This window comes from Tabrizicola sp. T74 (assembly GCF_057219935.1).
The window spans coordinates 1-19,657 of record NZ_JBXVVT010000008.1 but is presented as its reverse complement, the minus strand read 5'-3'; the positions used below and the strand labels follow the sequence as shown (position 1 = coordinate 19,657).

The 19,657-nt window shown below is 67.0% G+C and carries 21 protein-coding genes, 1 tRNA gene and 1 riboswitch; of the genes, 9 read left to right on the top strand and 13 right to left on the bottom strand.

All coding sequences use genetic code 11. The features are described 5' to 3' along the window. Positions 1-37 precede the first annotated feature (37 nt). Genes AC2EAL_RS20090 through AC2EAL_RS20080 form a run of 3 tightly spaced genes read right to left on the bottom strand, consistent with a single transcriptional unit; the run spans position 38 to position 2,856 of the window. On the bottom strand, positions 38-508 hold the full coding sequence (locus AC2EAL_RS20090) for a MarR family winged helix-turn-helix transcriptional regulator (protein ID WP_484726019.1): 471 nt from the start codon (positions 506-508) through the stop codon (positions 38-40). Next, on the bottom strand, positions 505-2,064 hold the full coding sequence (locus AC2EAL_RS20085; protein WP_484726018.1) for a phytoene desaturase family protein: 1,560 nt from the start codon (positions 2,062-2,064) through the stop codon (positions 505-507). Before AC2EAL_RS20085 ends, AC2EAL_RS20090 begins: the two co-directional genes overlap by 4 nt. Before the next feature lie 3 nt (positions 2,065-2,067). Next, positions 2,068-2,856: a cyclase family protein gene (locus AC2EAL_RS20080; RefSeq protein WP_484726017.1), complete on the bottom strand. Its 789-nt coding sequence runs from the start codon at positions 2,854-2,856 to the stop codon at positions 2,068-2,070. A 118-nt stretch (positions 2,857-2,974) separates the two neighbouring features. On the opposite strand from AC2EAL_RS20080, the gene AC2EAL_RS20075 reads away from it, so the two are divergent. The 6 genes from AC2EAL_RS20075 to AC2EAL_RS20050 are packed head-to-tail and all read left to right on the top strand — an operon-like array spanning position 2,975 to position 9,656. Beyond that, positions 2,975-4,543 (top strand): phytoene desaturase family protein, encoded by a 1,569-nt coding sequence (locus tag AC2EAL_RS20075; RefSeq protein ID WP_484726016.1) that lies wholly within the window; start codon positions 2,975-2,977, stop codon positions 4,541-4,543. Between the two features lie 29 nt (positions 4,544-4,572). Beyond that, positions 4,573-6,093: an ABC transporter substrate-binding protein gene (locus AC2EAL_RS20070; protein ID WP_484726015.1), complete on the top strand. Its 1,521-nt coding sequence runs from the start codon at positions 4,573-4,575 to the stop codon at positions 6,091-6,093. Positions 6,094-6,136: 43 nt separating this feature from the next. Beyond that, positions 6,137-7,147: an ABC transporter permease gene (locus AC2EAL_RS20065; protein ID WP_484726014.1), complete on the top strand. Its 1,011-nt coding sequence runs from the start codon at positions 6,137-6,139 to the stop codon at positions 7,145-7,147. Next, positions 7,140-8,000, top strand: a complete 861-nt coding sequence (locus AC2EAL_RS20060) for an ABC transporter permease (RefSeq protein WP_484726013.1) — start codon at positions 7,140-7,142, stop codon at positions 7,998-8,000. The genes AC2EAL_RS20065 and AC2EAL_RS20060 overlap by 8 nt, the downstream gene beginning before the upstream one ends. Continuing rightward, positions 7,997-8,863, top strand: coding sequence for an ABC transporter ATP-binding protein (locus AC2EAL_RS20055; protein ID WP_484726012.1), 867 nt, complete (start codon positions 7,997-7,999; stop codon positions 8,861-8,863). The genes AC2EAL_RS20060 and AC2EAL_RS20055 overlap by 4 nt, the downstream gene beginning before the upstream one ends. Then, complete coding sequence (locus tag AC2EAL_RS20050) at positions 8,856-9,656, top strand: ATP-binding cassette domain-containing protein (RefSeq protein WP_484726011.1); 801 nt, start codon at positions 8,856-8,858, stop codon at positions 9,654-9,656. Before AC2EAL_RS20055 ends, AC2EAL_RS20050 begins: the two co-directional genes overlap by 8 nt. A 2-nt stretch (positions 9,657-9,658) precedes the next feature. Here AC2EAL_RS20050 and AC2EAL_RS20045 read toward each other — a convergent pair whose 3' ends face one another. The 6 genes from AC2EAL_RS20045 to AC2EAL_RS20020 all read right to left on the bottom strand — a co-directional run bounded on the left by AC2EAL_RS20045 (position 9,659) and on the right by AC2EAL_RS20020 (position 12,582). Beyond that, positions 9,659-10,444, bottom strand: a complete 786-nt coding sequence (locus AC2EAL_RS20045) for an FkbM family methyltransferase (RefSeq protein ID WP_484726010.1) — start codon at positions 10,442-10,444, stop codon at positions 9,659-9,661. 130 nt (positions 10,445-10,574) lie between these two features. After that, positions 10,575-10,650: transfer RNA gene (locus AC2EAL_RS20040), tRNA-Ala, on the bottom strand. Positions 10,651-10,709: 59 nt separating this feature from the next. Further along, positions 10,710-11,153: a thioredoxin TrxC gene (gene trxC, locus AC2EAL_RS20035; protein ID WP_484726009.1), complete on the bottom strand. Its 444-nt coding sequence runs from the start codon at positions 11,151-11,153 to the stop codon at positions 10,710-10,712. Positions 11,154-11,216: 63 nt separating this feature from the next. Beyond that, positions 11,217-11,534, bottom strand: coding sequence for a DUF3775 domain-containing protein (locus AC2EAL_RS20030; protein ID WP_484726008.1), 318 nt, complete (start codon positions 11,532-11,534; stop codon positions 11,217-11,219). Positions 11,535-11,599: 65 nt separating this feature from the next. Continuing rightward, positions 11,600-11,923, bottom strand: coding sequence for an AzlD domain-containing protein (locus AC2EAL_RS20025; protein WP_484726007.1), 324 nt, complete (start codon positions 11,921-11,923; stop codon positions 11,600-11,602). After that, a complete protein-coding gene (locus AC2EAL_RS20020) occupies positions 11,920-12,582 on the bottom strand; it encodes an AzlC family ABC transporter permease (protein WP_484726006.1) in 663 nt (220 codons plus the stop codon). Before AC2EAL_RS20020 ends, AC2EAL_RS20025 begins: the two co-directional genes overlap by 4 nt. 171 nt (positions 12,583-12,753) lie before the next feature. Here AC2EAL_RS20020 and AC2EAL_RS20015 point away from each other — a divergent pair, with 171 nt between their 5' ends. Further along, entirely contained in the window at positions 12,754-13,428 is a 675-nt protein-coding gene (locus AC2EAL_RS20015) for a hypothetical protein (protein WP_484726005.1), read from the top strand. Between the two features lie 112 nt (positions 13,429-13,540). Then, positions 13,541-14,083: a hypothetical protein gene (locus AC2EAL_RS20010; protein ID WP_484726004.1), complete on the top strand. Its 543-nt coding sequence runs from the start codon at positions 13,541-13,543 to the stop codon at positions 14,081-14,083. Positions 14,084-14,086: 3 nt separating this feature from the next. Here the strand turns inward: AC2EAL_RS20010 and gcvP are convergent, their stop codons facing one another. The 3 genes from gcvP to gcvT form a co-directional block, all read right to left on the bottom strand. Next, a complete protein-coding gene (gene gcvP, locus AC2EAL_RS20005; RefSeq protein WP_484726003.1) occupies positions 14,087-16,954 on the bottom strand; it encodes an aminomethyl-transferring glycine dehydrogenase in 2,868 nt (955 codons plus the stop codon). A gap of 103 nt (positions 16,955-17,057) precedes the next feature. Then, a complete protein-coding gene (gene gcvH, locus AC2EAL_RS20000) occupies positions 17,058-17,417 on the bottom strand; it encodes a glycine cleavage system protein GcvH (RefSeq protein ID WP_484726002.1) in 360 nt (119 codons plus the stop codon). A gap of 9 nt (positions 17,418-17,426) precedes the next feature. Continuing rightward, entirely contained in the window at positions 17,427-18,548 is a 1,122-nt protein-coding gene (gcvT, locus tag AC2EAL_RS19995) for a glycine cleavage system aminomethyltransferase GcvT (protein ID WP_484726001.1), read from the bottom strand. 158 nt (positions 18,549-18,706) lie between these two features. Further along, positions 18,707-18,797: riboswitch (glycine riboswitch) on the bottom strand. A gap of 112 nt (positions 18,798-18,909) precedes the next feature. Here gcvT and AC2EAL_RS19990 point away from each other — a divergent pair. Continuing rightward, a complete protein-coding gene (locus tag AC2EAL_RS19990) occupies positions 18,910-19,341 on the top strand; it encodes a hypothetical protein (RefSeq protein ID WP_484726000.1) in 432 nt (143 codons plus the stop codon). Positions 19,342-19,374: 33 nt separating this feature from the next. Here AC2EAL_RS19990 and AC2EAL_RS19985 read toward each other — a convergent pair. Beyond that, a partial coding sequence (locus AC2EAL_RS19985) for a Hint domain-containing protein (RefSeq protein ID WP_484725999.1) occupies positions 19,375-19,657 on the bottom strand: 283 nt, incomplete at its 5' end.

Below are 19,657 nucleotides of genomic sequence, written 5' to 3'. Positions count from 1 at the left end.
TTCAGCCAGCCGGGGCGCCAGGCCCTCGCGCCTGTTCCTAGATTTCGTGCTTGCGGATGTTCGCCAGCATCTTCTGCAACGTGGCCACGAAGGCCGTCTTTTCGTCCTCGGGGATGCCGCGGAACATCCGCGCCTGCGCCGCCGCCATGTGCGGCCAGAGGCCTTCGAACACCCCGCGCCCTTCTGCCGTGATGAACACACGCACGGCGCGGCTGTCGGCGGCATCGACCTCGCGCCGGATCAGGCCTTCGGCCTGCAACTGGTCCAGCGCACGGGACAGCGTCGACTGTTCGACCACCGTGTAGACCGCCAGCTCGCGGATCAGCGGGCCTTCGACCACCGTCAGCACCGCCAGCGCGCGGGCCTTGGGCGTGGTCAGGCCCATCTTGGCCATCTCGTCCCGGAAGCCCGCGTTGTAGCGGCCCATGATCCGGTTCATCAGGTAGGGCGCGAAGTTCACGAGCCCGATTTCCCCCAGGCGCGGTTGGGCGGAGGCGTCGTCCTTCATGCGCCCAGCCTCTTTGCCGCGTTGAAGCCCGAGCCGCCGCCAAGGCCGGGGCCGGGATGGGTCGAGGCGCCGATGTGGATCAGGCCGCGCACAAGGCCGGTGCCGTTGGTGGAATGGGCGAAGGGCCGCCAGATGAAGAATTGGTCGATCCCGCAATGGCCGCCGTAAGGGTCGCCGCCGACGAGGTTGCAGTTCATGCGCTCCAGGTCGCGGGGCGAATAGGCCACGCGCTTCAGCTTGATCTTGTCAAAGCCCTTGATGTGCCGCGACAGGATCAGCTCTAACCGGTCGGCGAAGCCCTCTTTCACCATGTCCCAGTCGGTGCCCGTGATCTCGCCCGCCGCGTCGCCCTTGATCATGCGGGGGGCGTCGGGGATCTGCAGCCAGAGGATCGCCTTGCCATCGGGGCAGCGCGAGGGGTCGAGCCGGTGCGGTTGGCCGACGCAGATCGTCGGGGTGGCGGGTAGCATGCCGCGTTCGGCCTCGTTGGCGGATTTCGAGACGGAGTCGATCCCGTCGGCCAGGTGGATCAGCGCCACGTCGTCAAGGCCCGGGGTCAGCCATTCGGGGTGCTTGTCCAACGCGTAATGCAGCTGGAAATCGCCGCGCCCGTGGCGGAACTGCCGGGTCGCCGCCTGGTCGTCGGGCAGGTTCACGCCGTCCAGCAGCCGCCCGTACAGCTGCCCCGGCGCGACCGAGGCGAGGACGGATTTGCACGCGATCTCTTCGCCCGAGGCAAGGCGGACTCCGGTCACCCGGCTGTCCCGCGTGGTGATCTGCGCGACATCGGCGTTGCAGCGGATCTCGCCGCCCTTTTCGGCGATCAGGCCCTGGAAGGCGCGGACGATGTTGCCCGCCCCACCCTTGGCGACGGGGGCGCCCGCGGCCTCAAGCGCGAAGGCGATGACCTTGCCCATCTGGGCGGAATAGGTGCTTTCGGGGGTCAGGCCGCAGTGCAGGACCCAGGGCGCGAACAAGGCCTGCGCGAGGGGGCTTTGGTAGTTCGCCTCCAGCCAGCCCCGCGCGGGGGCAAGGGCGGTGCCCATCCAGGCCGCAAGACCGCGCAGGCCGCGCTTGCGGACCTGGCCCCACATCAGCTTCGCCGTGGGCCACGACCAGAGGCTGCCGCCGAGAAGCGCGAACAGGAACGGGGCATCGGCGGCGATCCCGCCGGTGTCGCGGGCGAGCTGGTCGCCATCGCCCGGGGCCAGCGCGTTGAACGCCGCGCGGTTCTGGGCGGCGTCCATCGTCAGCACCAGCGCGCTGCCATCCGGGCGCAGCACGGCGGTCGGGTGCGGGGTGTGGCAATAGTCGAACCCGTGCCGCGCGAGGTGCGGGCCAAGCGCCGCCCCCGCGGGAGAGGTCATGAACAGAACGAAAGTGGCCGCCATCACGTCATGGGTAAAGCCGGGCAGGGTGATTTCGTCGCTGTACAGGCAGCCGCCAGCGCGCGCCTCGCGTTCCAGGACCAGAACCCGGTCACCCTTCAGGGCCAACAGGCTGGCCGCGACCAGCCCGTTGATCCCTGACCCGATGATGACGTGATCGACGGCCATCCCTTACCCCCGGGGCACCAGCGCCAGGGCGCGGATGGGTGATCCCGTGCCGTTCTTGATCTTCAGGGGTGCGGCAATCAGGATCGCCCCCTTCGGCGGCAGCTTGTCGAGGTTCGCAAGGCTCGCCAGGCCAAAGCGGTTGTGCTTGTGCAAAAGGTTGTGCGCCGGGAAGGGCGGGTTCATGCCGCCGGCCTGGCCCGCGTCGGTGCCGATGCACTGGCTGCCCCAGCCGACGATGCCCTTGGCGATCAGGTAGTCGATTACCTCGGCAGTCGGGCCGGGGGTATGCGGGCCGGTCTCGTTGGCGTTGAGGAACAGGTTCTCGTCATGCACGCGCTTGTCCCAGTCCGACCGCAGGACGACCCACTCGCCCGCCTTGATCTCGCCGTGCTTGGCCTCCCAGGCCTTCACATGGTCGATGGTGAGGAGGAAATCGGGGTTCGCGGCGCATTCGGCGGCGAAGTCCAGCACGTTCACCGGGGCGACCAGGCGACCCACATCCAGCGTGTCGGTGTAGCCGTCGGCGTAGTCCTTGCCGGTGATCCAATGGTGCGGCGCGTCGAAATGGGTGCCGGAGTGTTCGCCGAGCTCCAGCCAGTTCCAGGCCCAGAACGGGCCGTCCTTGTCGTATTCGCTGATCCGGTGGATCTTGATCGGCGGGGTGTCCTTGGCGAAATCCGGGGGCAGTTTCAGCAGCGGCGTCTCCGGCCCCAGCACGCCCGAACAATCCACCACTTCGACCTGTCCCGAAGCCAAGGCACCCGCAAGCGCGGCTAGCACGTTTGTCGTCATCCAAGCTCTCCCTGATCCATGGCCCCGCCCGACCGGGGTCCCTGTGTTTTTGATGGAATCAGCCTAGACAGATTTAAATGCATTTGCAAATATCATCGCGTCAAAGGGGGCTGACCGCATGGGGGATAGCTTTGATGCCGTGCTGGTCGGCGCCGGGGTGAACACCCTTGCGGCGGCGCATCATCTGGCGGCGCGCGGCTGGCGGGTGGCGGTGTTCGAACAGGCGGGCGAAGCGGGCGGCGCGGTGAAAAGCGGAGCCTACACCCTGCCGGGTTTCACCCATGACTGGGCCGCGATGAACCTGTCCCTCTTCGCGGGCGGCCCGCATAACAAGGAGCATGGAGCGGAACTGGCGCAGCACGGGCTGGACTTCGTGCCGATCGCCAACCCCTTCGCCAGCGCCTTTCCGGACGGAACCTGGTGCGGCGTGTCAACCGATCTGGCCGCGACGACGGCGCGGATCGCAGCGCTTTCGCCCAAGGATGCCGAGACATGGGCCACGCTGGTCGCAGGCTTCGGGGCCGAGGCGCCGCACCTGTTCGGGCTTCTCGGCAGCAAGATGCAGTTGAATGCGCTTGCATATTTCCTGTTCCGCACCTGGCGCGCCAAGGGCACGGCGGGCACGCTGGATTTTGCCCGCTTCCTGCTGGAATCACCGCGCAGTTTCCTAAGCCGGACGTTTGAGAGCCCCAAGGTCCAGGCCATGCTCGGCGCCTGGGGGCTGCACCTGGACTTTGGCCCCGATGTCACAGGTGGGGCGCTGTTTCCCTATCTGGAGGGGATGGCGGGCCAGGCCTTCGGGATGGTGATCGGCAAGGGCGGCGCGGCGGGGCTGGCGCAGGCCCTGACCGGGGCGATCCGCGCGCGGGGCGGGGTGGTGGAGACGAATGCTCCGGTCGCGCGCATCCTGCATGATGGCCGTCAGGTCCATGGCGTGGAGCTTGCCGATGGCCGCAAGATTGAGGCCAGCCGGGCGGTGATCGCGGGGATTGCTCCGTCGGCCCTGCCCAAGCTTACGGGGGGCACCACGCCCGCCTTCGACCGAGCGATGACGCAGTTCTCGCACGCGCCGGGGACGATGATGATCCACCTGGCACTGGACGGGCTGCCGGACTGGGCGGCCTCGCCCGAGTTGCAGCGCTTTGCCTATGTGCATCTGGCGCCGAGCCTAGACCAGATGGCGCGCACCTATGCCGACGCGCAGGCGGGGCTGTTGCCATCCGAGCCGGTGATCGTGGCGGGCCAGCCCACGGTCTTTGATCCCAGTCGCGCGCCGGAGGGCAAGCATGTCCTGTGGCTGCAGGTGCGCATGGTGCCGGGCACGATCCGCGGCGACGCCAAGGGTCAGATCGCGGCCACCGACTGGCCTTCGGCTGCCGAACCCATGGCCAACCGCGCGCTGGACATCCTGGACCGCTACGCCCCGGGGATCAGGGGCAAGATCCTGGGCCAGCGCATCGTCACGCCGGCCGAGCTGGAAGCCGACAACCCGAACCTCATCGGCGGTGACCAGCTGTGCGGGTCGCACCACCTGGCGCAGAATTTCCTTTTCCGACCCGTGCGCGGCCATGCGGACGGGTCGACTCCGTTGAAGAACCTCCACCTGACCGGGGCGGCCGTCTGGCCCGGCGCAGGCACGGGGGCAGGGGCCGGAACCCTGCTGGCACGCAAGCTGGCAGGAAAATAAGTGAACAAGACCAACCAACAGGAAGCACCATGAACATCTCACGCCGCACGCTCATGAAACTTGGCGCCGCCTCGGCGGCGCTGTCGGGTACGGGCCTTCCCGCCCTTGCCCAGGAGATCGACGAACTGGTCATCGCCTCGAACGTGAACCTGCCCGCCTGGGACCCGACCGTGGGCCCCAGCGCGGTGAACCCGACGATCCAGGGCATCTACCAGTCGGTGTTCGACCAGTACATCCTGCAGCAGCCCGACCTGAAGCCGGCGCCGGGCCTCTTGACCGAATGGGGCTGGAACGAGGACAAGACCCAGGTCTGGATGACCGTGCGCGAGGGCGTGACCTGGCACGACGGGTCGCCCTTCACCGCCGAGGACGTCGCCTGGTCGCTGGCCCGCGTGGCCAAGCCCGAGACCGGCAGCCCGATCCAGTTCGTCTGGGGCACGCTGGCCAACCACCGGGTCGAGGGCAACAGGGTGATCGCCGATGTCGCGCAGTTCGACCCGACTATCTTCAAGTGGATGTACTTCCTGACCGGCTATGTCCTGCCCAAGGCCTATTACGAAAAGGTCGGGGCCGAGGGCTTTGAAGCCGCGCCCATCGGCACCGGCCCCTACATGGTCGAGAAGTTCGAGCGCAACGCCTTTGTCCGGCTGAAGGCCAACGAAAGCTATTGGGGCGGCGCGCCCGAGTTCAAGACCGTGACGATCAAGTTCGTGACCGACGCCGCCGCCCGGGTGGCCGAGGTGGAATCGGGCTCGTCCCATGTCACGCTGGAAGTGCCCTACGAGGAATACGACCGCCTGAAAGCCTCGCTGACCGGGGTCGCCGCGCCGATCAGCGACATCGGAATGATCTTCCTGAACGACATCGAGGTGATGACCGATCCGAACGTCCGCAAGGCCGCCGCCCATGCCATCGACAAGCAGGCGATCATCGACCGGCTTCTGGGCGGCTATGGCGTCAAGATTGACACGCTGCAGACCCCGGAATACGACGCCTATGACGCCTCGATCAGCGTGCCTTACGACGAAGCGAAGGCGATCGAGCTGCTGGCGGCCTCGGGCTTCGGGCCGGACAATCCGGTGAAGTTCAAGATCCAGACCACCAAGGGCTTCAAGCCCAAGGATTACGAGATGATCCAGGCCATCGTCGGCCTGTGGCGCAAGGTCGGGATCGAGGCCGAGATCGAGATCTACGAGATCGCCAAGCACTACGAACTGCGCGCGGCTGACACGCTGGCCCCGGCGGCGTTCTACAACTGGGGCAATTCGGTCGGCGATCCGACGACCTCGACCGGGTTTGCGATGTTCGGCCCCAGCCCGCATTCGGTCTGGGATGGCGAGGACCTGATTGGCATGATCGGCCCCCTCTGGGGCGAGAAAGATGAGGCCAAGCGCATCGAGGGCTGGAAGGCCGTCGACCGCTATATCGCCGACAACGCGCTGGTCATCCCGCTGTTGCAGTATGTGCAGCCGATCCTGTCGGCGCCGGGCGTGGTGGTGACCCCGCATGCCTCGGGTGCGCTGTTGCCGCATCTGATGAAGCGGGCCTGAAGACAGATCGGGCCGCCCCTTCCGTGGGGTGGCCCGTCCCATCATGCAGCTTCTTAGAACCTTCCTTCTGCGGTTACTGACCACCGCCGTCACCCTGATCGGGGTTGCGGTGATCGTCTTCGTCGTGATCCGCGTCGTTCCGGGCAACCCGATCGCGATGATGCTGCCCCCGGGCGCGACCGATGACGACATCGCCAGGCTGACCGCTCAGTACGGGTTGGACAAGTCGATCACCGAGCAGTTCCTGATCTGGGCCGGGGGCGTGCTGCAGGGCGATTTCGGCACCTCGATCACCGCGCGGCAGCCGGTCTTGGACCTGGTGCTGGGCCGCCTGCCCGCCACGCTGGAGCTGTCGATCATGGCGCTGGTCATCGCGGTGATCCTGGGTGGCGCGGCGGCGCTGACCGGGACGCGGGCGCGGGGCACCAAGGTGGAAGCCGGGATCGACATCGCGAACGGCATGGCGCTGTCGGTGCCGGATTTCCTGTGGGGGCTGGTGCTGATCCTCTTGTTCGGGGTGCTGTGGCCTGTCTTCCACATCTCGGGCCGGGTGACGCCCAGCCTGGACCTGCCCTTCGTCACCGATTTCTACCTGTTCGAAAGCGTAGTGCGGCTGCGGTTCGACCTTTGGGCGGACATCGTCAGCCACATGTTCATGCCTGCGCTCGCGCTCGCCATCCCGCTGGCGGCGATCATCGGGCAGCTCTTGAAGCAGAGCCTGAAGGAAACGATGCACCTCGACTATGTGACCCTGTCCCGCACCAAGGGCTATGGCGAGAACCACGTCATCACCCGCGAGGCGCTGCCGAACGCTATCCTGCCGACGCTGACGCTGGTCGGCGTGCAGTTCACCTTCCTGATCGGCGGCACGGTCATCATCGAGCGGCTCTTTTCCTACGAGGGCCTTGGGAACATGGCCATCGACGCGGTCATCAACCGCGACCTGCCCTTGATCCAGGGCATCGTGATCCTGTTCGCGGTGATCTTCACGGCGGTGAACCTGGTCGTCGACCTGACCTATGCCCTCTTGAACCCGAGGCTGCGCCATGGCTGACCTGACCGATGGCCGCGGGCACACCAGGCGCCGGGCCGGGGCGCGGCTTTGGCTCTCGGCGGGCTGGCTGGTCCTTCTGACGCTCGCCGCGTTGTTGGCCCCCTGGATCGCCCCCAAGGACCCCTTGGCGCAGGACCTGTTCTTGGGCCGCCTGCCGCCGTTCTGGGTGCAGGGGGCCGAGCCGGGGTACTTCCTTGGCACCGACAGCCTGGGCCGAGACGTGCTGTCCCGCATCCTGCATGGCGCGCGGATTGCCCTGTTCGTGGCGGTGGTCGCAGGCGTGGCGACCTGCCTGATCGGGGCGACGCTGGGCCTGCTGGCCGGGTTCCTGCGCGGCTGGGTCGATGTGGTGATCTCGCGGCTGATCGACATCTGGATGGCCTTCCCGCCGGTCCTGTTCTCCATCCTCTTGATCGCCGTCCTTGGGCCGGGCCTCTGGTCGATCATCCTGGCCATCGTGGTGATCGACTGGACCCGCTTTGCCCGCGTCGTCCGGGCCGAAGCCATGGCGCAGGGGGCGATGGACTATGTCGCCTCGGCCCAGGTGGCGGGGCGCACCCGGCTGTCGACCATGGTCCGCGAGATCCTGCCCAACGTCCTGCCGACCATCGTCGTCCTTCTGACGCTGGAAATGGGCATCGCGGTGATCGTCGAGGCGATCCTGTCCTTCGTGAACCTGTCGATCTCGACCGACGATCCGACCTGGGGCGGGATGATCGCCGAGGGGCGGACCAGCATCCATCAGGCCTGGTGGGTGATCGTCTTCCCGCTGATCACGCTGTTCCTGACGGTCCTGTCGTTCTCGCAGCTGGGCGAGGGGCTGAAGGACCGCTTTGACCCGGTGCTGCGATGAGCTTTCTGACCGTCGAGAACCTGTCGGTGCGGCTGAAGAACGGCCCGCCCCTGTTGCGGCGGGTGTCGCTGCAGGTGGCTGCTGGCCAGGTGCACGGGCTGGTGGGCGAAAGCGGGGCCGGAAAGTCGATGATCGGCAAGGCGATCCTTGGCATCCTGCCCCGTGCGGCCGAGGTGACAGGTGGGCGCATCCTCTTGGACGGGGTCGATCTGCTGGCGCTGCCCCCGAAGGACCGCCGCACCCGGATCGGGGCGAGTTGCGCGCTGATCCCGCAGGACCCGCTGACCGCGCTGAACCCCTCGCGCCGGATCGCGCCGCAGATCACCGACCGGCTGGTCGACATCCTTGGCTGGGACCGCACCCGCGCCAATGCCCGCGCCGCCGAGCTGTTGGCCGAGGTGCAGATCCCCGACCCCGACCGCGTGTTGCGCAGCTATCCGCATGAGCTGTCGGGCGGCATGCGGCAGCGCATCCTGATCGCCAGTGCCTTCGCGGCCGAGCCGAAGCTGATCGTGGCGGACGAGCCGACGACGGCGCTGGACGTGACAGTGCAGAAACAGATCCTGCGGCTGATCTCCGAAATGCAGGCCCGGCATGGCACGGCGCTTCTCTTCGTCACGCATGACCTTGGTGTGGTGTCCAAGGTCTGCCGCAGCCTCTCGGTGCTGTACGCCGGGATGGTGGTCGAGGATACCGACATCCGGCAGTTCTTCTCGCACCCTGCGCACGCCTATTCCCGGGCGCTGCTGGCGGCGACGCCGAAATACACCGACCCGGAGTCCAGCCTGAAGCCGGTGCCCGAGGCAGTAATCGAAGCCGTCCGCGCCGAAGTGGCGGCCTTTGACCGGGGGTCGCATGGCTGACCTTTACACCGTCGAAAACCTGCGGCTGTCCTTGGCCGACATGACGAAGAAGCCGCTTCTGGGCCCGGCGCCGCGGCTGGAGATCCTGAAGGGTCTGAGCTTCAGCATTCCGCGGGGTGAGATCCTGGGGATTGTCGGTGGCTCGGGGTCGGGCAAGTCGACGCTGGGCAGGGCGCTGGTGCGGCTGCTGGAGCCTTCGTCGGGCGTGCTGCGGTTCGACGGCACCGACATCACTCATCTGGATGAGGCGACGCTCCGCCCTTTGCGGCGCCGGTTCCAGATGATCTTCCAGGACCCGATGAGTTCCCTGAACCCGCGCCACCGGGTGAAGGACCTGATCGCCGCCCCCCTGGCCCTGCACCGGCTGGACAACCCCGCCCGCCGCGCGCTGGAGGCCTTGGACCATGTCGGCCTGCCGCAAAGCTTTGCCAGCCGCTATCCGCACGAGCTGTCGGGTGGCCAGCGCCAGCGGGTCGGCATCGCCCGCGCCATCGCGCTGCGGCCGGATTTCATCCTGGCCGACGAGATCGTCTCGGGCCTCGATGTGTCCTCACAGGCGCAGGTCCTCAGCCTGTTGGAGCAGCTGGTCAAGGACCTCGGCCTGACCCTGGCCTTCATCAGCCACGACCTGTCGGTGATCCGCCGTCTGTGCAGCCGGACCCTGGTGCTGCACCAGGGGGTGATCGTGGAAAACGCCCCGACGGCGCAACTGTTCGCGGCACCGCAGGCCGAGTATACCCGTAGCCTCCTGGATGCGATCCCCTTGCCCGACCCGGATCAGGTCTGGCCCTGACTTCAGGGGGAGCGGATCAGGAGTTCCTCGGGGAAGCCCAGGCGCCGACGCAGGGCGCGGTCCAACTGCGGGCGGGTGACTTGATCGCCGGTCGGCAGGCCGATCCAGCGCGACCAGGGCAGGCTGTCCATCACGCTGCGATGCCGCTCGACATAGGCCGCCTGCCAGGCCTCATCCTCGCTGCCCGCCGCCAGCGACTTGCGCAGCATCCTTGGGTGGAACGAGATGTAGGCGGTGACCAGGGGGTCGACGAGGATGTCCTGGATGGCCGGGATCAGGTCATACTCGCCGCCCTCGATGTCGATCTTCAGGAAGACGGGTTGCCCCTCGGCCCGGTATTCGGCCAGCACATCGGGCAAGCGCAGGGCCTTCACCGTCCACTGGCTGTCGCGGTCGGGAAACAGCGCGCTTGAGGTGGAATCCGCGCCCTCACCCACGCCGCCCAGGGTGAAGGACTGGCCGTCCTTGTTGATCGCGCGTTCGTGGACCTGCAGCTTGCCGATCCAGTCGGCCTGGCGGTTCTGTTCCACGTTGCGGGACAGTTCGGCGAAGGCCACCGGGTCCGGTTCGAACGCCACGCAACGCTGCGCCAGCTGCGCCCCGTAGAGCGAGGTCGACCCGATCCAGGCGCCGATGTCCAGAAACAGCGTCCGGTCGTCGATATGCCGGTCGAAGATGGCATAGGTCTCCGGCTCCCACGCGCCGCTGTTCACCCGCTTCCAGAAACGATGATGCGGGCGCGGGTCGACCTGGAACGACCGTTCACCAAGGGTAATCGTGGTCAGCATCGTCTGCCTTGCACCTGACGTCTTGCGACTTTCCCGACATAGTGGGCGATCCGCAAAGCCATCCGCAAGGGCCAAGCGTCACGGACTATAATGTGCAGGGCGCGGGGGCGTTCGATGAACCGGGAAGGATTGGTGGAGCAGAGGGGGATCGAACCCCTGACCTTATCATTGCGAACGATACGCTCTCCCAACTGAGCTACTGCCCCATCCGCGCGGCTGTATTCATCCGAATTCCGGCAGAGAGTCAAGCCGGGGCGGCGCGCGGTCAGCCGAGATGCTGGCGGACAAAGGCCACGATGTCGGCCGCGGGGCGGGCACCGGCGAGGCGGGCGATCTCGCGGCCGTTGCGATAGAGGATCAGCGCAGGAATGCCGCGAATGCCGGCGCGGGCCGAGATCTGGGGGTGGTCCTCGGTGTTCAGCTTCATCAGCCGGGCCTGGCCGGTCAGGGTCTTGGCGGCCTTGGCGAATTCGGGGGCCATCATCCGGCAGGGGCCGCACCAGGGTGCCCAGTAGTCGACCAGGACCGGCAGGCCGTCGTTGCGCGTCACCTTTTCATGGGTGGCGGCATCCAGTTCGGCGGCGGTGCCATCGACAAGGACGGCACCGCAGACGCCGCATTTCGGAGCGTCACCCAGCCGGGCAGCGGGCACGCGATTGGCCTGGCCACAGGTGGCGCAGGTCAGTTTCAGAGCTTCGGCAACTGGCATTGCGGGCCTCACATCTAGCAAGTCTTGAAGATGTAAATCCGCCCGCGCCGCCGCAAGAGGGGGTCAGAGGAAATCTTCCTCTTCGCCGGATACATCCACCCCCAGCGCTTCCAATCCGCCTTCCAGGTTCTCGGCCAGATGCGGCATGCCCATCAGGTAGTCGGCGGTGGGCGTCGTCGCCTCGGCGGTGGCGGTGGCGACGGCTTCGTCGAAATCCTCGGGCTCGAAGGCGCCACGCCCGACCCAGGCCACCGCGGTCAGCTGCGCCTTTTCGTCATCGTTCAGCGCGTCGATGAAGGCGTGCAGTTCGGCCGAGCCCATCTCGGCTTCGCGGGCAAGATAGATCACATGCACGACCTTTTGCGGATTGATCTCCAGCATGACGCACCTCCGTCGCTGGGCTCATGGTCGCGCAGGCTGCCCCCCGGTGCAAGCGATGTCTGCGGCTAGCCGAGCGCCCAGACCGCCAACCCGTGCGCCAGGGCCCCGGCGAGGGTGGCCAGCACCACGGACCGGCGGGCGGCATAGGTGGCAAGGACCGCAAGGATACCCGCGATCACTGGCAGCAGCGTCCGGATGTCGGGTGACAGCGCGGGCAGGATCCCCGCGACGAACAGGGTGGCGATGGCGGCGGGGCCGGTGGCCGAAAGGAAGCGCTCCAGCCAGCCGCCGGTGGCCATGCGGTCGCTGCGGGTGATGACCGGCAGGGCCCGGAATGCCCAGTTCGCCGCACCGGCCAGAAGGGCCACGGTCAGAAGGTCCGCATTCATCGCCGCACCAGCCCGGTCGCGGCCCCGGCCAGCATGCCCAGAAGGATCCCGCTGGTCGCGCTGATCGCCAGCGTCCCGACCACGGTGACCAGGCCCGCGACCGCGATCACCGGCAGCTGCCTGCGGCTGAGGATCGACAGAAGCAGCGCCAGGAACAGCGCGGGCAGCATGAAGCCCAGCCCGGCACTGAGGGCGGGCCAGCCTTCCAATGCGCTGCCCCCGGCAAGCGCGCCGATCACTGTGCCCGAGACCCAGGCGGCATAGGCGCCAAGGCCAAGGCCGAACATGTAGGGTTCCGAAAACCGCTGGCCGCGCGCCAATGCGCCAAGCGCCTGGCCGAAGACTTCGTCGGTTAGACCCCAGGCCCAGGCCCAGGCGTGGCGCGTGCTGGCTTTGTCCCCGGCCTCACGCAGAAGGGCAGGGCCGTACAGCACATGGCGCAGGTTCATCGCGATCAGGGTGAAGGCCGAGACGAGCACCGGCGCGCCGGACGACAGCAGCGCCAGCGCCAGGAACTGCGAGGCTCCGGCGTAGATGATCAGGGACAGGGCAAAAGCCTCGGTCGCGCTGAACCCGGCCCGGGTTGCGGCGACGCCGAAGGAAAAGGCGATGGGCAGATAGCCCATGACGATGGGCAGGCTGGCGGCCAGTCCGTGCAAGAAGGTGGGCGGAGTCGGGGGTGTCGCGGGAGTCATGTCGGGCAGGGCTAACCCGCGTATCGCATCGGGTCAATGCCGGGTGGCTGCTGTGGAAAGCCTGACTTGCGCGGCGGGCGACGGACCGGCATGTTGGCCGGGAAAATCTGCCAGATGTCTTTCCCAGGATCAGCCATGCGTCTTCCATCCCTTGCCGCTGCCTTGCTTGTCACCGCCCTGTCGACTGGCCTGTCTGCCGCCAACGCTCAGGTCGCCGAAATCCCCGGGTCCCAGTTCGAGGCCGGCAACTGGGTTGGAGGGGCCTATACCGACAGTTCGGGTGCGTTCTCCTACTGCTACACCTCGGTCGGCTACCAGAACGGCCAGAACCTGTGGCTGGGGCTTTACCCGAATGACACCCTGTCGATCCTTCTGTCGCAGCCGGACGTCAAGTTCCAGCCCGGCCAGAAGTTCGAGCTCTGGGTGATGATGGAAACCGGGCTGCCCGCCATCGGCAACGGCGAGGCCTGGGACGAGGCCTATGCCGGCATCACCTACACCGGCATTGGCGCGACGGTCGATTTCCTGAACAGCGGGCGCTACCTGCGGATGCTGGGCATGGGGATTGACGACGGCTTCGACATCGACGGCGTCGGCCCCGCGCTGGTGCAGGCGCAGGATTGCCTGGCCCGGCACAGTGGTGCGGGCGGTGGCGGCGGCAAGGTGCTTGGGTCCACCCCCGGGACGAAAGAGCCGCCCAAGGTGCCGGACCTGACCCGGCCAAAGACCAGCGGCATCGGCGCGGGTGGCGGACTTGGCACGCGACCGGGCGGGGCGCTTGGAACCCCGGCACCGAAGCCGCAGCCCTAGGGACGGCCCGACTTCAGCGGCCTGTGGCAGCCGCAGGAGGTGGGGGAACCCTGCCTTGCCGGGCATGTGATCTTGACGCCTGATGTTCGGACCCGTGTGAGAGGACCGAACCATGCGAAACTCGGCAATGACCGCTGCCCTTCTGGTCTGGGCATCCACCCATTGGGCACCCGTGGCCGCGCAAGAGACGTCGGTCGAGGGGTCGGGCTTTACCGTTGCCGGCAACTGGTGGGGCGGTGCGACGGTCCTGCCGGATGGTCGGTTCGACTATTGCAGCCTGAACATAGACTATAGCGGGACGACCTCGCTCAGCTACATCCTCCGGTCGGATGATGCCTTCGTGGTGATCGCCAGCCTCGACGGCGCCAGCTTCCCCACCGGCGAGGTCATCGAGGCGATCATGATGGGAGAGACCTTCGGCCCCGACACGGTTCGCGCTCGGGTGGTCAACCCGACCACGATTGCGATCCCGATGCCCGGAATTGCCGGAATCGCCGCGATCCTTCGAGAGAATGGCCGGGTCAGCATCGAAGTTGGGGGGCGGCAGCCGGACATCTTCCACACGCCCGACGCTGGCGCGGCGATGGATGCCGTGCTGGCGTGCTATGACCGTTATTCTGCGATGGGCGCGGGGACGCAGGCCCCCGCGCCGTAAGCGCTACTCCGCCGCTTCCATGTAGCTTTCCACCGGCGGGCAGGTGCAGACCAGGTTGCGGTCGCCATAGACGTTGTCGACCCGGCCCACCGGCGGCCAGTACTTGTCGACCCGGAAAGACCCCGGCGGGAAGCAACCCGTCTCGCGCGAATACTTCCGGTCCCAGTCGCCGACCAGCGCCGCAACGGTGTGGGGCGCGTGGCGGAGCGGCGAGTCCTCGGCCGTGATCTCGCCCTTCTCCACCGCCCGGATCTCCTCGCGGATCGACAGAAGCGCGGTGATGAAACGGTCAATCTCGGCCTTGGTCTCGGATTCCGTCGGCTCCACCATCAGCGTCCCTGCCACCGGCCAGGACATCGTGGGCGCGTGGAAACCGTTGTCGATCAGGCGCTTGGCGATGTCATCGACCGTGACTCCCGCTTCGGCGAAGGGCCGGGTGTCCAGGATGCACTCATGCGCGACGCGGCCCTTGTTGCCCATGAAGAGGATCGGATAGTGGCCGCTAAGGCGCGCCGCGATGTAGTTCGCGTTCAGGATTGCCACCCGCGTCGCCTGCGTCAGCCCGGGCCCGCCCATCATCAGGCAGTAGGCCCAGGAGATCAGGAGGATGCTGGCTGAACCGTAGGGTGCCGCTGACACGGTCCCTTGATCGGTGCTTTTCAGCCCGCCGCCTTCCGGGTTGTCCGTCTCCGGATGTCCCGGCAGATGGGGTGCGAGGTGCGCCTTCACGCCAATCGGCCCCATGCCCGGCCCGCCACCGCCATGCGGGATGGCGAAAGTCTTGTGCAGGTTCAGGTGGCTCACGTCGCCCCCGATCTCACCGGGTTTCACCAGCCCGACGAGAGCGTTCATGTTCGCCCCGTCGATATAGACCTGGCCCCCGTGGTCATGGGTGATCTGGCAGATTGTCCGCACGGTTTCCTCGAAGACGCCATGCGTGGACGGATAGGTGATCATGCAGGCCGCGAGACGGTTCCCAGCCGCTTCGGCCTTGGCGCGGAAGTCCTCGACATCCACGTCGCCGTTGGCCGAGGCCTTCACGACCACAACCTCCATCCCCGCCATCTGGGCACTGGCCGGGTTGGTGCCGTGGGCGCTGGTCGGGATCAGGCAGACCGTGCGCTGCTTGTCGCCCCGGGCGTGGTGATAGGCGAGGATGGTCAGAAGCCCCGCGTACTCGCCTTGCGCGCCCGAGTTCGGCTGCATCGACATGGCGTCATAGCCGGTGATCTCGCACAGCTTCTGGCTCAGGTCATTGATCGCCTCATGATACCCCGCCGCCTGGTCGCGCGGCGCGAAGGGGTGAAGGCTGCCGAACTCCGGCCAGGTGATCGGCATCATCTCCGCGGCCGCATTGAGCTTCATCGTGCAGGACCCCAAGGGGATCATCGCCCGATCCAGCGCCAGGTCGCGGTCCGACAACCGGCGCATGTAGCGCATCATTTCCGATTCGGCCCGGTTCATGTGGAAGACCGGGTGGGTCAGGTAGTCACTGGTCCGCAGCATTTCCTCCGGGAAGCCCAGCGTCGCGCGGTGCGGGGGGACCCCGTCGATGCCGAAGGCGCGGAGGACCTTGATGAGGACCCGCTCGTCCGTCGTCTCGTCCAGGCTGATCCCGACCCGGTCGTTGCCGATCTTGCGGAAGTTCAGCCCTTCGTTGCGGGCTGCCGCAAGGATACCTGCCTGCCCCACGCCGACCTCGACCGTGATCGTGTCGAAGAAGGCCCGCGGGTCGACCTTGGCCCCCGCCGCCTTGAGCGCGCGCGCCAGGCGCTGGGTCAGGAAATGCACCCGCTCGGCAATCGCCCGCAGCCCCTTCGGGCCGTGGAAGACGGCGTACATAGAGGCCATGACGGCCAGCAGGGCCTGCGCCGTGCAGACGTTCGAGGTCGCCTTCTCGCGCCGGATGTGCTGCTCGCGGGTCTGCAGCGACAGCCGGTAAGCCTTCCCGCCCTGTGCGTCGATCGAGACGCCGACGATCCGCCCCGGCATCTGCCGCTTGTGGGCGTCCTTCACCGCCATGAAGGCGGCGTGCGGCCCGCCGTAGCCCATCGGCACCCCGAAGCGCTGCGCGGAGCCGACGGCAATATCCGCCCCCATCGCGCCCGGTTCCTTCAGGATGCAGAGCGCCAGGAGGTCCGTCGCCATGATCGCAATGGCCCCCGCCGCGTGCAGGCTGGCGATGCGCTGGGTGAAGTCGGTCACGTGGCCGTAGCTGGAGGGATACTGGAAGATCGCGCCGAAGACGGTCTTCGGGTCCAGCTTGCGGACGTCATCCTCGATGATCTCGATGCCCAGCGGCAGCGCGCGGGTCTTGATCACGGCGATGGTCTGGGGGTGGCAGAAGCGGTCGACGAAAAAGGCTTTCGCCTTCGACTTCGCGACGCGTTCGGCCATCGTCATGGCTTCCGCCGCCGCCGTCGCTTCGTCCAGCAGCGAGGCGTTCGCCACGTCGAGGCCGGTCAGGTCGCAGACCATCGTCTGGAAGTTCAGAAGGGCCTCCAGCCGACCCTGCGCGATCTCCGGCTGATAAGGCGTGTAGGCGGTATACCAGGCCGGGTTCTCCAGGATGTTCCGCTGGATTGCCGGGGGGGTGACGGTGCCGTAGTAGCCCTGCCCGATAAGCGAGGTCATCACGCAATTCTTCGCGCCGACCTCCTTCATCTTGGCAAGCAGTTCATGCTCGGCCAGGGGCGCCCAGGGCAGGGGCCTCGACTGGCGGATCGAGGCGGGCACGGTCTGGTCGATCAGCTCGTCCAGAGAGCGGACACCGACGTCGGCCAGCATCTCCTCCATCTCGGAAGGAGAGGGGCCGATATGGCGGCGGTTGGCGAAATCGTAGGGGTTGTAGTCGGTGGGCGTGAAGGTCATGGCAAAAGCCTCTGGCATGGAGCAAACAAATCCCTTCCAAGGGATTTGCAATTTTCTTCGAAGAAAACTGTCCGGAGTTTTTGAAAACTCCGGGGCGCGAGGGTCAGCCGATGAGTTCCTGATACTCGTCCTCGTCCATGAACTGGTCGAGCACGCTCAGGTCATCGACCTTCAGCTTGAAGAACCAGGCGGCGCCCGTCGGGTCTTCGTTGACCAGACCGGGTGCGTCGACCAGCTTGGAGTTGACCGCGACGATCTCGCCGTCGATGGGGGCGAGGATGTCGGACGCGGCCTTGACGCTTTCGATCACGCATACCTCGTCGCCCTCGGCGACCATCGTGTCTGTCTCGGGAAGCTCCACGAAAACTACGTCGCCCAGCTGGGTCGCGGCGTGTTCGGTGATGCCGACGACCACGAGGTCACCCTCGACGCGCAGCCATTCGTGTTCCTTGGTGTATTTCATGGTCAGTCCTCAGCGCTTGTAGGTTGTCGGTTGGAAAGGCATCTCGGCGACGGTCACGGGCAGGCGCTTGCCGCGCACCGCGCCCAGCAGAGTCGTGCCGACAGTAGCATGGGCGCGGGCCACGTAACCCATCGCGATGGGGGCATTGACCGAAGGGCCAAAGCCGCCGGAGGTCACCCGGCCGACGGGCGTGCCGTCCTCGGCGAACAATTCCACCCCCTCGCGCATGGGCGCGCGGCCCTCGGGGCGCAGGCCGACGCGCAGGCGTTCCGGCCCCTCGGCCAGTTCCTTCAGGATGCGGGCCGCACCAGGAAAGCCACCCTCGCGCGCGCCGCCGGACTTGCGGGCCTTCTGGATCGCCCAGACCAGGTTCGCCTCGACCGGGCTTGTGGTGGTGTCGATGTCATGGCCGTAGAGGCAAAGCCCCGTTTCCAGCCGCAGGCTATCTCGCGCGCCAAGGCCGATGGGGGCGACCCCCGGTTGCGCCAGGAGCTTCCGGGCGAACCCGTCCGCCTGCGCTTCGGGGACCGAGACCTCGAACCCGTCCTCGCCGGTATAGCCGGACCGGCTGACCCAGATGTCGCCGAAGACCCGATGGTCCATGAACCGCATCGCGGCCACGCCCGGCACCAGCGCCTGCAGCGCCGCCTCGGCCCCCGGCCCCTGCAGCGCCAGAAGCGCGCGGTCGGTCACCGGTTCCACCGAGACGCCGGGCATCTCGGCGGTCATATGGGCGATGTCCGCCGCCTTGCAGGCCGCATTCACCACCACATACAGGTGGTCCCCCCGGTTGGTGAACATCAGGTCATCGAGGATTCCGCCTGCATCGTTGGTGAAGAGGCCATAGCGCTGCCGACCCTCGGCCAGACCCAGCACATCCACCGGCATCAGTGCCTCGAAGGCAAGCTTCAGCTCTTCCACCTGTCCCCTGGGCCGCAGGATCACCTGCCCCATGTGGCTGACGTCGAACAGGCCCGCCGCGCTGCGCGTGTGCAGGTGTTCCTTCAGCACCCCTTCGGGATACTGCACCGGCATCCGGTAGCCCGCGAAGGGCACCATCTTGCCGCCCAGTTCTTCATGCAGGGCCTCCAGCCCCAGATGAAGAAGCTCCGGCTCCTCCAGGTCGGCCATCGCCGTCCCTCCCATCGTCTCTGGCCGGAAAACGCACCGGCACCGTCAGGCGGGCCAATCCCCACCCTGCGATGCCCCCTCTGTCCTTGCACGCTGACGTGCGCCTGAGATCATTATCCCTTCGGCGTCCCGGCTTCCCGGGAACTCTCCAGAGTCTGTCGTCAGAAACGGTCCTTGCGCCTGAGAGTTTACCGGGGCGGTTGCTCCTTCGGCACCGGGGTGTGACCCGGATTCTCCCGAACCTGACGCAATCTTCCTACTCCAAAGCCGCCCCGTTGAGCAAGAGGAATTCGGAATACGACGGTATGCCGTCCGCGAACGACAGCTTGGCCGGGGACTATCCCGGGGCTATCGTTCCGCCATGACGCTCGACTTCACTCCGCCTGCCGTGCTCGACCCTGACCAGGTCGGAAGTTACCCTGCCTCGGTCAAGTCGGGCGGCGGCTACGTCTGGGATGCGGTCCTGGAATATCGGGTCTGGTGTCACCCTGAACGCGGGGCCGAGGACCTGGACGATGGCAACGACTATTACTACGCCTTCGCAAACCATGACGCGGCTCGGGACTTCGCCCGTCAGACCTCGGGCGCCGAGGCTCCGCTTGCCCTGATCCTACAGCGCGAGTTCATCGACGAGCCTGCGGAAGGCCAGTATGTCCATGTCCGCCGCGAACGGGTGACCGAATGGCCGGTCGACTTCCTGAGGCGACCCCGCCGCACAGACCGGACGATCCCGGAATTCCTGTCGCCCGACGCCCCGCCGAACCGGCTGGCGATCCTGCGCGGCGAGGCTTGACCCGGTGCGCAAGGCAGACCGATGCGGTTCCCCTCAGGCCTGCACCAGAACCTGCGTCTCGTAGCCCTTCAGGGTCATCCGTGCGGCTGGGTAGGCATCCGGGGCGGCAAGTTCGGGGAAGAGGCGGAGCAGTTCGTCGCGCTGGGGGTCGGGCATGCCGTCCAGGACCCGCGGGCCGGGCTGGAAGCTTTCCGACCACATGCCATGGGTCCGCACGATCTGGTGGCGGTCGAACATGATGTGGACATAGGTCACCGGCTGCGGCCCTTGGGTGAAGCCGCGGCGCCCCAGCATCTGGATCGCGGGGACCAGCACC

Excerpts from the sequence above, each read along its gene's own strand:
- AC2EAL_RS20090 (WP_484726019.1), bottom strand. The coding sequence starts at position 508 with ATGAAGGACGACGCCTCCGCCCAACCGCGCCTGGGGGAAATCGGGCTC.
- AC2EAL_RS20085 (WP_484726018.1), bottom strand. The coding sequence starts at position 2,064 with ATGGCCGTCGATCACGTCATCATCGGGTCAGGGATCAACGGGCTGGTC.
- AC2EAL_RS20080 (WP_484726017.1), bottom strand. The coding sequence starts at position 2,856 with ATGACGACAAACGTGCTAGCCGCGCTTGCGGGTGCCTTGGCTTCGGGA.
- AC2EAL_RS20075 (WP_484726016.1), top strand. The coding sequence starts at position 2,975 with ATGGGGGATAGCTTTGATGCCGTGCTGGTCGGCGCCGGGGTGAACACC.
- AC2EAL_RS20070 (WP_484726015.1), top strand. The coding sequence starts at position 4,573 with ATGAACATCTCACGCCGCACGCTCATGAAACTTGGCGCCGCCTCGGCG.
- AC2EAL_RS20065 (WP_484726014.1), top strand. The coding sequence starts at position 6,137 with ATGCAGCTTCTTAGAACCTTCCTTCTGCGGTTACTGACCACCGCCGTC.
- AC2EAL_RS20060 (WP_484726013.1), top strand. The coding sequence starts at position 7,140 with ATGGCTGACCTGACCGATGGCCGCGGGCACACCAGGCGCCGGGCCGGG.
- AC2EAL_RS20055 (WP_484726012.1), top strand. The coding sequence starts at position 7,997 with ATGAGCTTTCTGACCGTCGAGAACCTGTCGGTGCGGCTGAAGAACGGC.
- AC2EAL_RS20050 (WP_484726011.1), top strand. The coding sequence starts at position 8,856 with ATGGCTGACCTTTACACCGTCGAAAACCTGCGGCTGTCCTTGGCCGAC.
- AC2EAL_RS20045 (WP_484726010.1), bottom strand. The coding sequence starts at position 10,444 with ATGCTGACCACGATTACCCTTGGTGAACGGTCGTTCCAGGTCGACCCG.
- trxC (WP_484726009.1), bottom strand. The coding sequence starts at position 11,153 with ATGCCAGTTGCCGAAGCTCTGAAACTGACCTGCGCCACCTGTGGCCAG.
- AC2EAL_RS20030 (WP_484726008.1), bottom strand. The coding sequence starts at position 11,534 with ATGCTGGAGATCAATCCGCAAAAGGTCGTGCATGTGATCTATCTTGCC.
- AC2EAL_RS20025 (WP_484726007.1), bottom strand. The coding sequence starts at position 11,923 with ATGAATGCGGACCTTCTGACCGTGGCCCTTCTGGCCGGTGCGGCGAAC.
- AC2EAL_RS20015 (WP_484726005.1), top strand. The coding sequence starts at position 12,754 with ATGCGTCTTCCATCCCTTGCCGCTGCCTTGCTTGTCACCGCCCTGTCG.
- AC2EAL_RS20010 (WP_484726004.1), top strand. The coding sequence starts at position 13,541 with ATGCGAAACTCGGCAATGACCGCTGCCCTTCTGGTCTGGGCATCCACC.
- gcvP (WP_484726003.1), bottom strand. The coding sequence starts at position 16,954 with ATGACCTTCACGCCCACCGACTACAACCCCTACGATTTCGCCAACCGC.
- gcvH (WP_484726002.1), bottom strand. The coding sequence starts at position 17,417 with ATGAAATACACCAAGGAACACGAATGGCTGCGCGTCGAGGGTGACCTC.
- gcvT (WP_484726001.1), bottom strand. The coding sequence starts at position 18,548 with ATGGCCGACCTGGAGGAGCCGGAGCTTCTTCATCTGGGGCTGGAGGCC.
- AC2EAL_RS19990 (WP_484726000.1), top strand. The coding sequence starts at position 18,910 with ATGACGCTCGACTTCACTCCGCCTGCCGTGCTCGACCCTGACCAGGTC.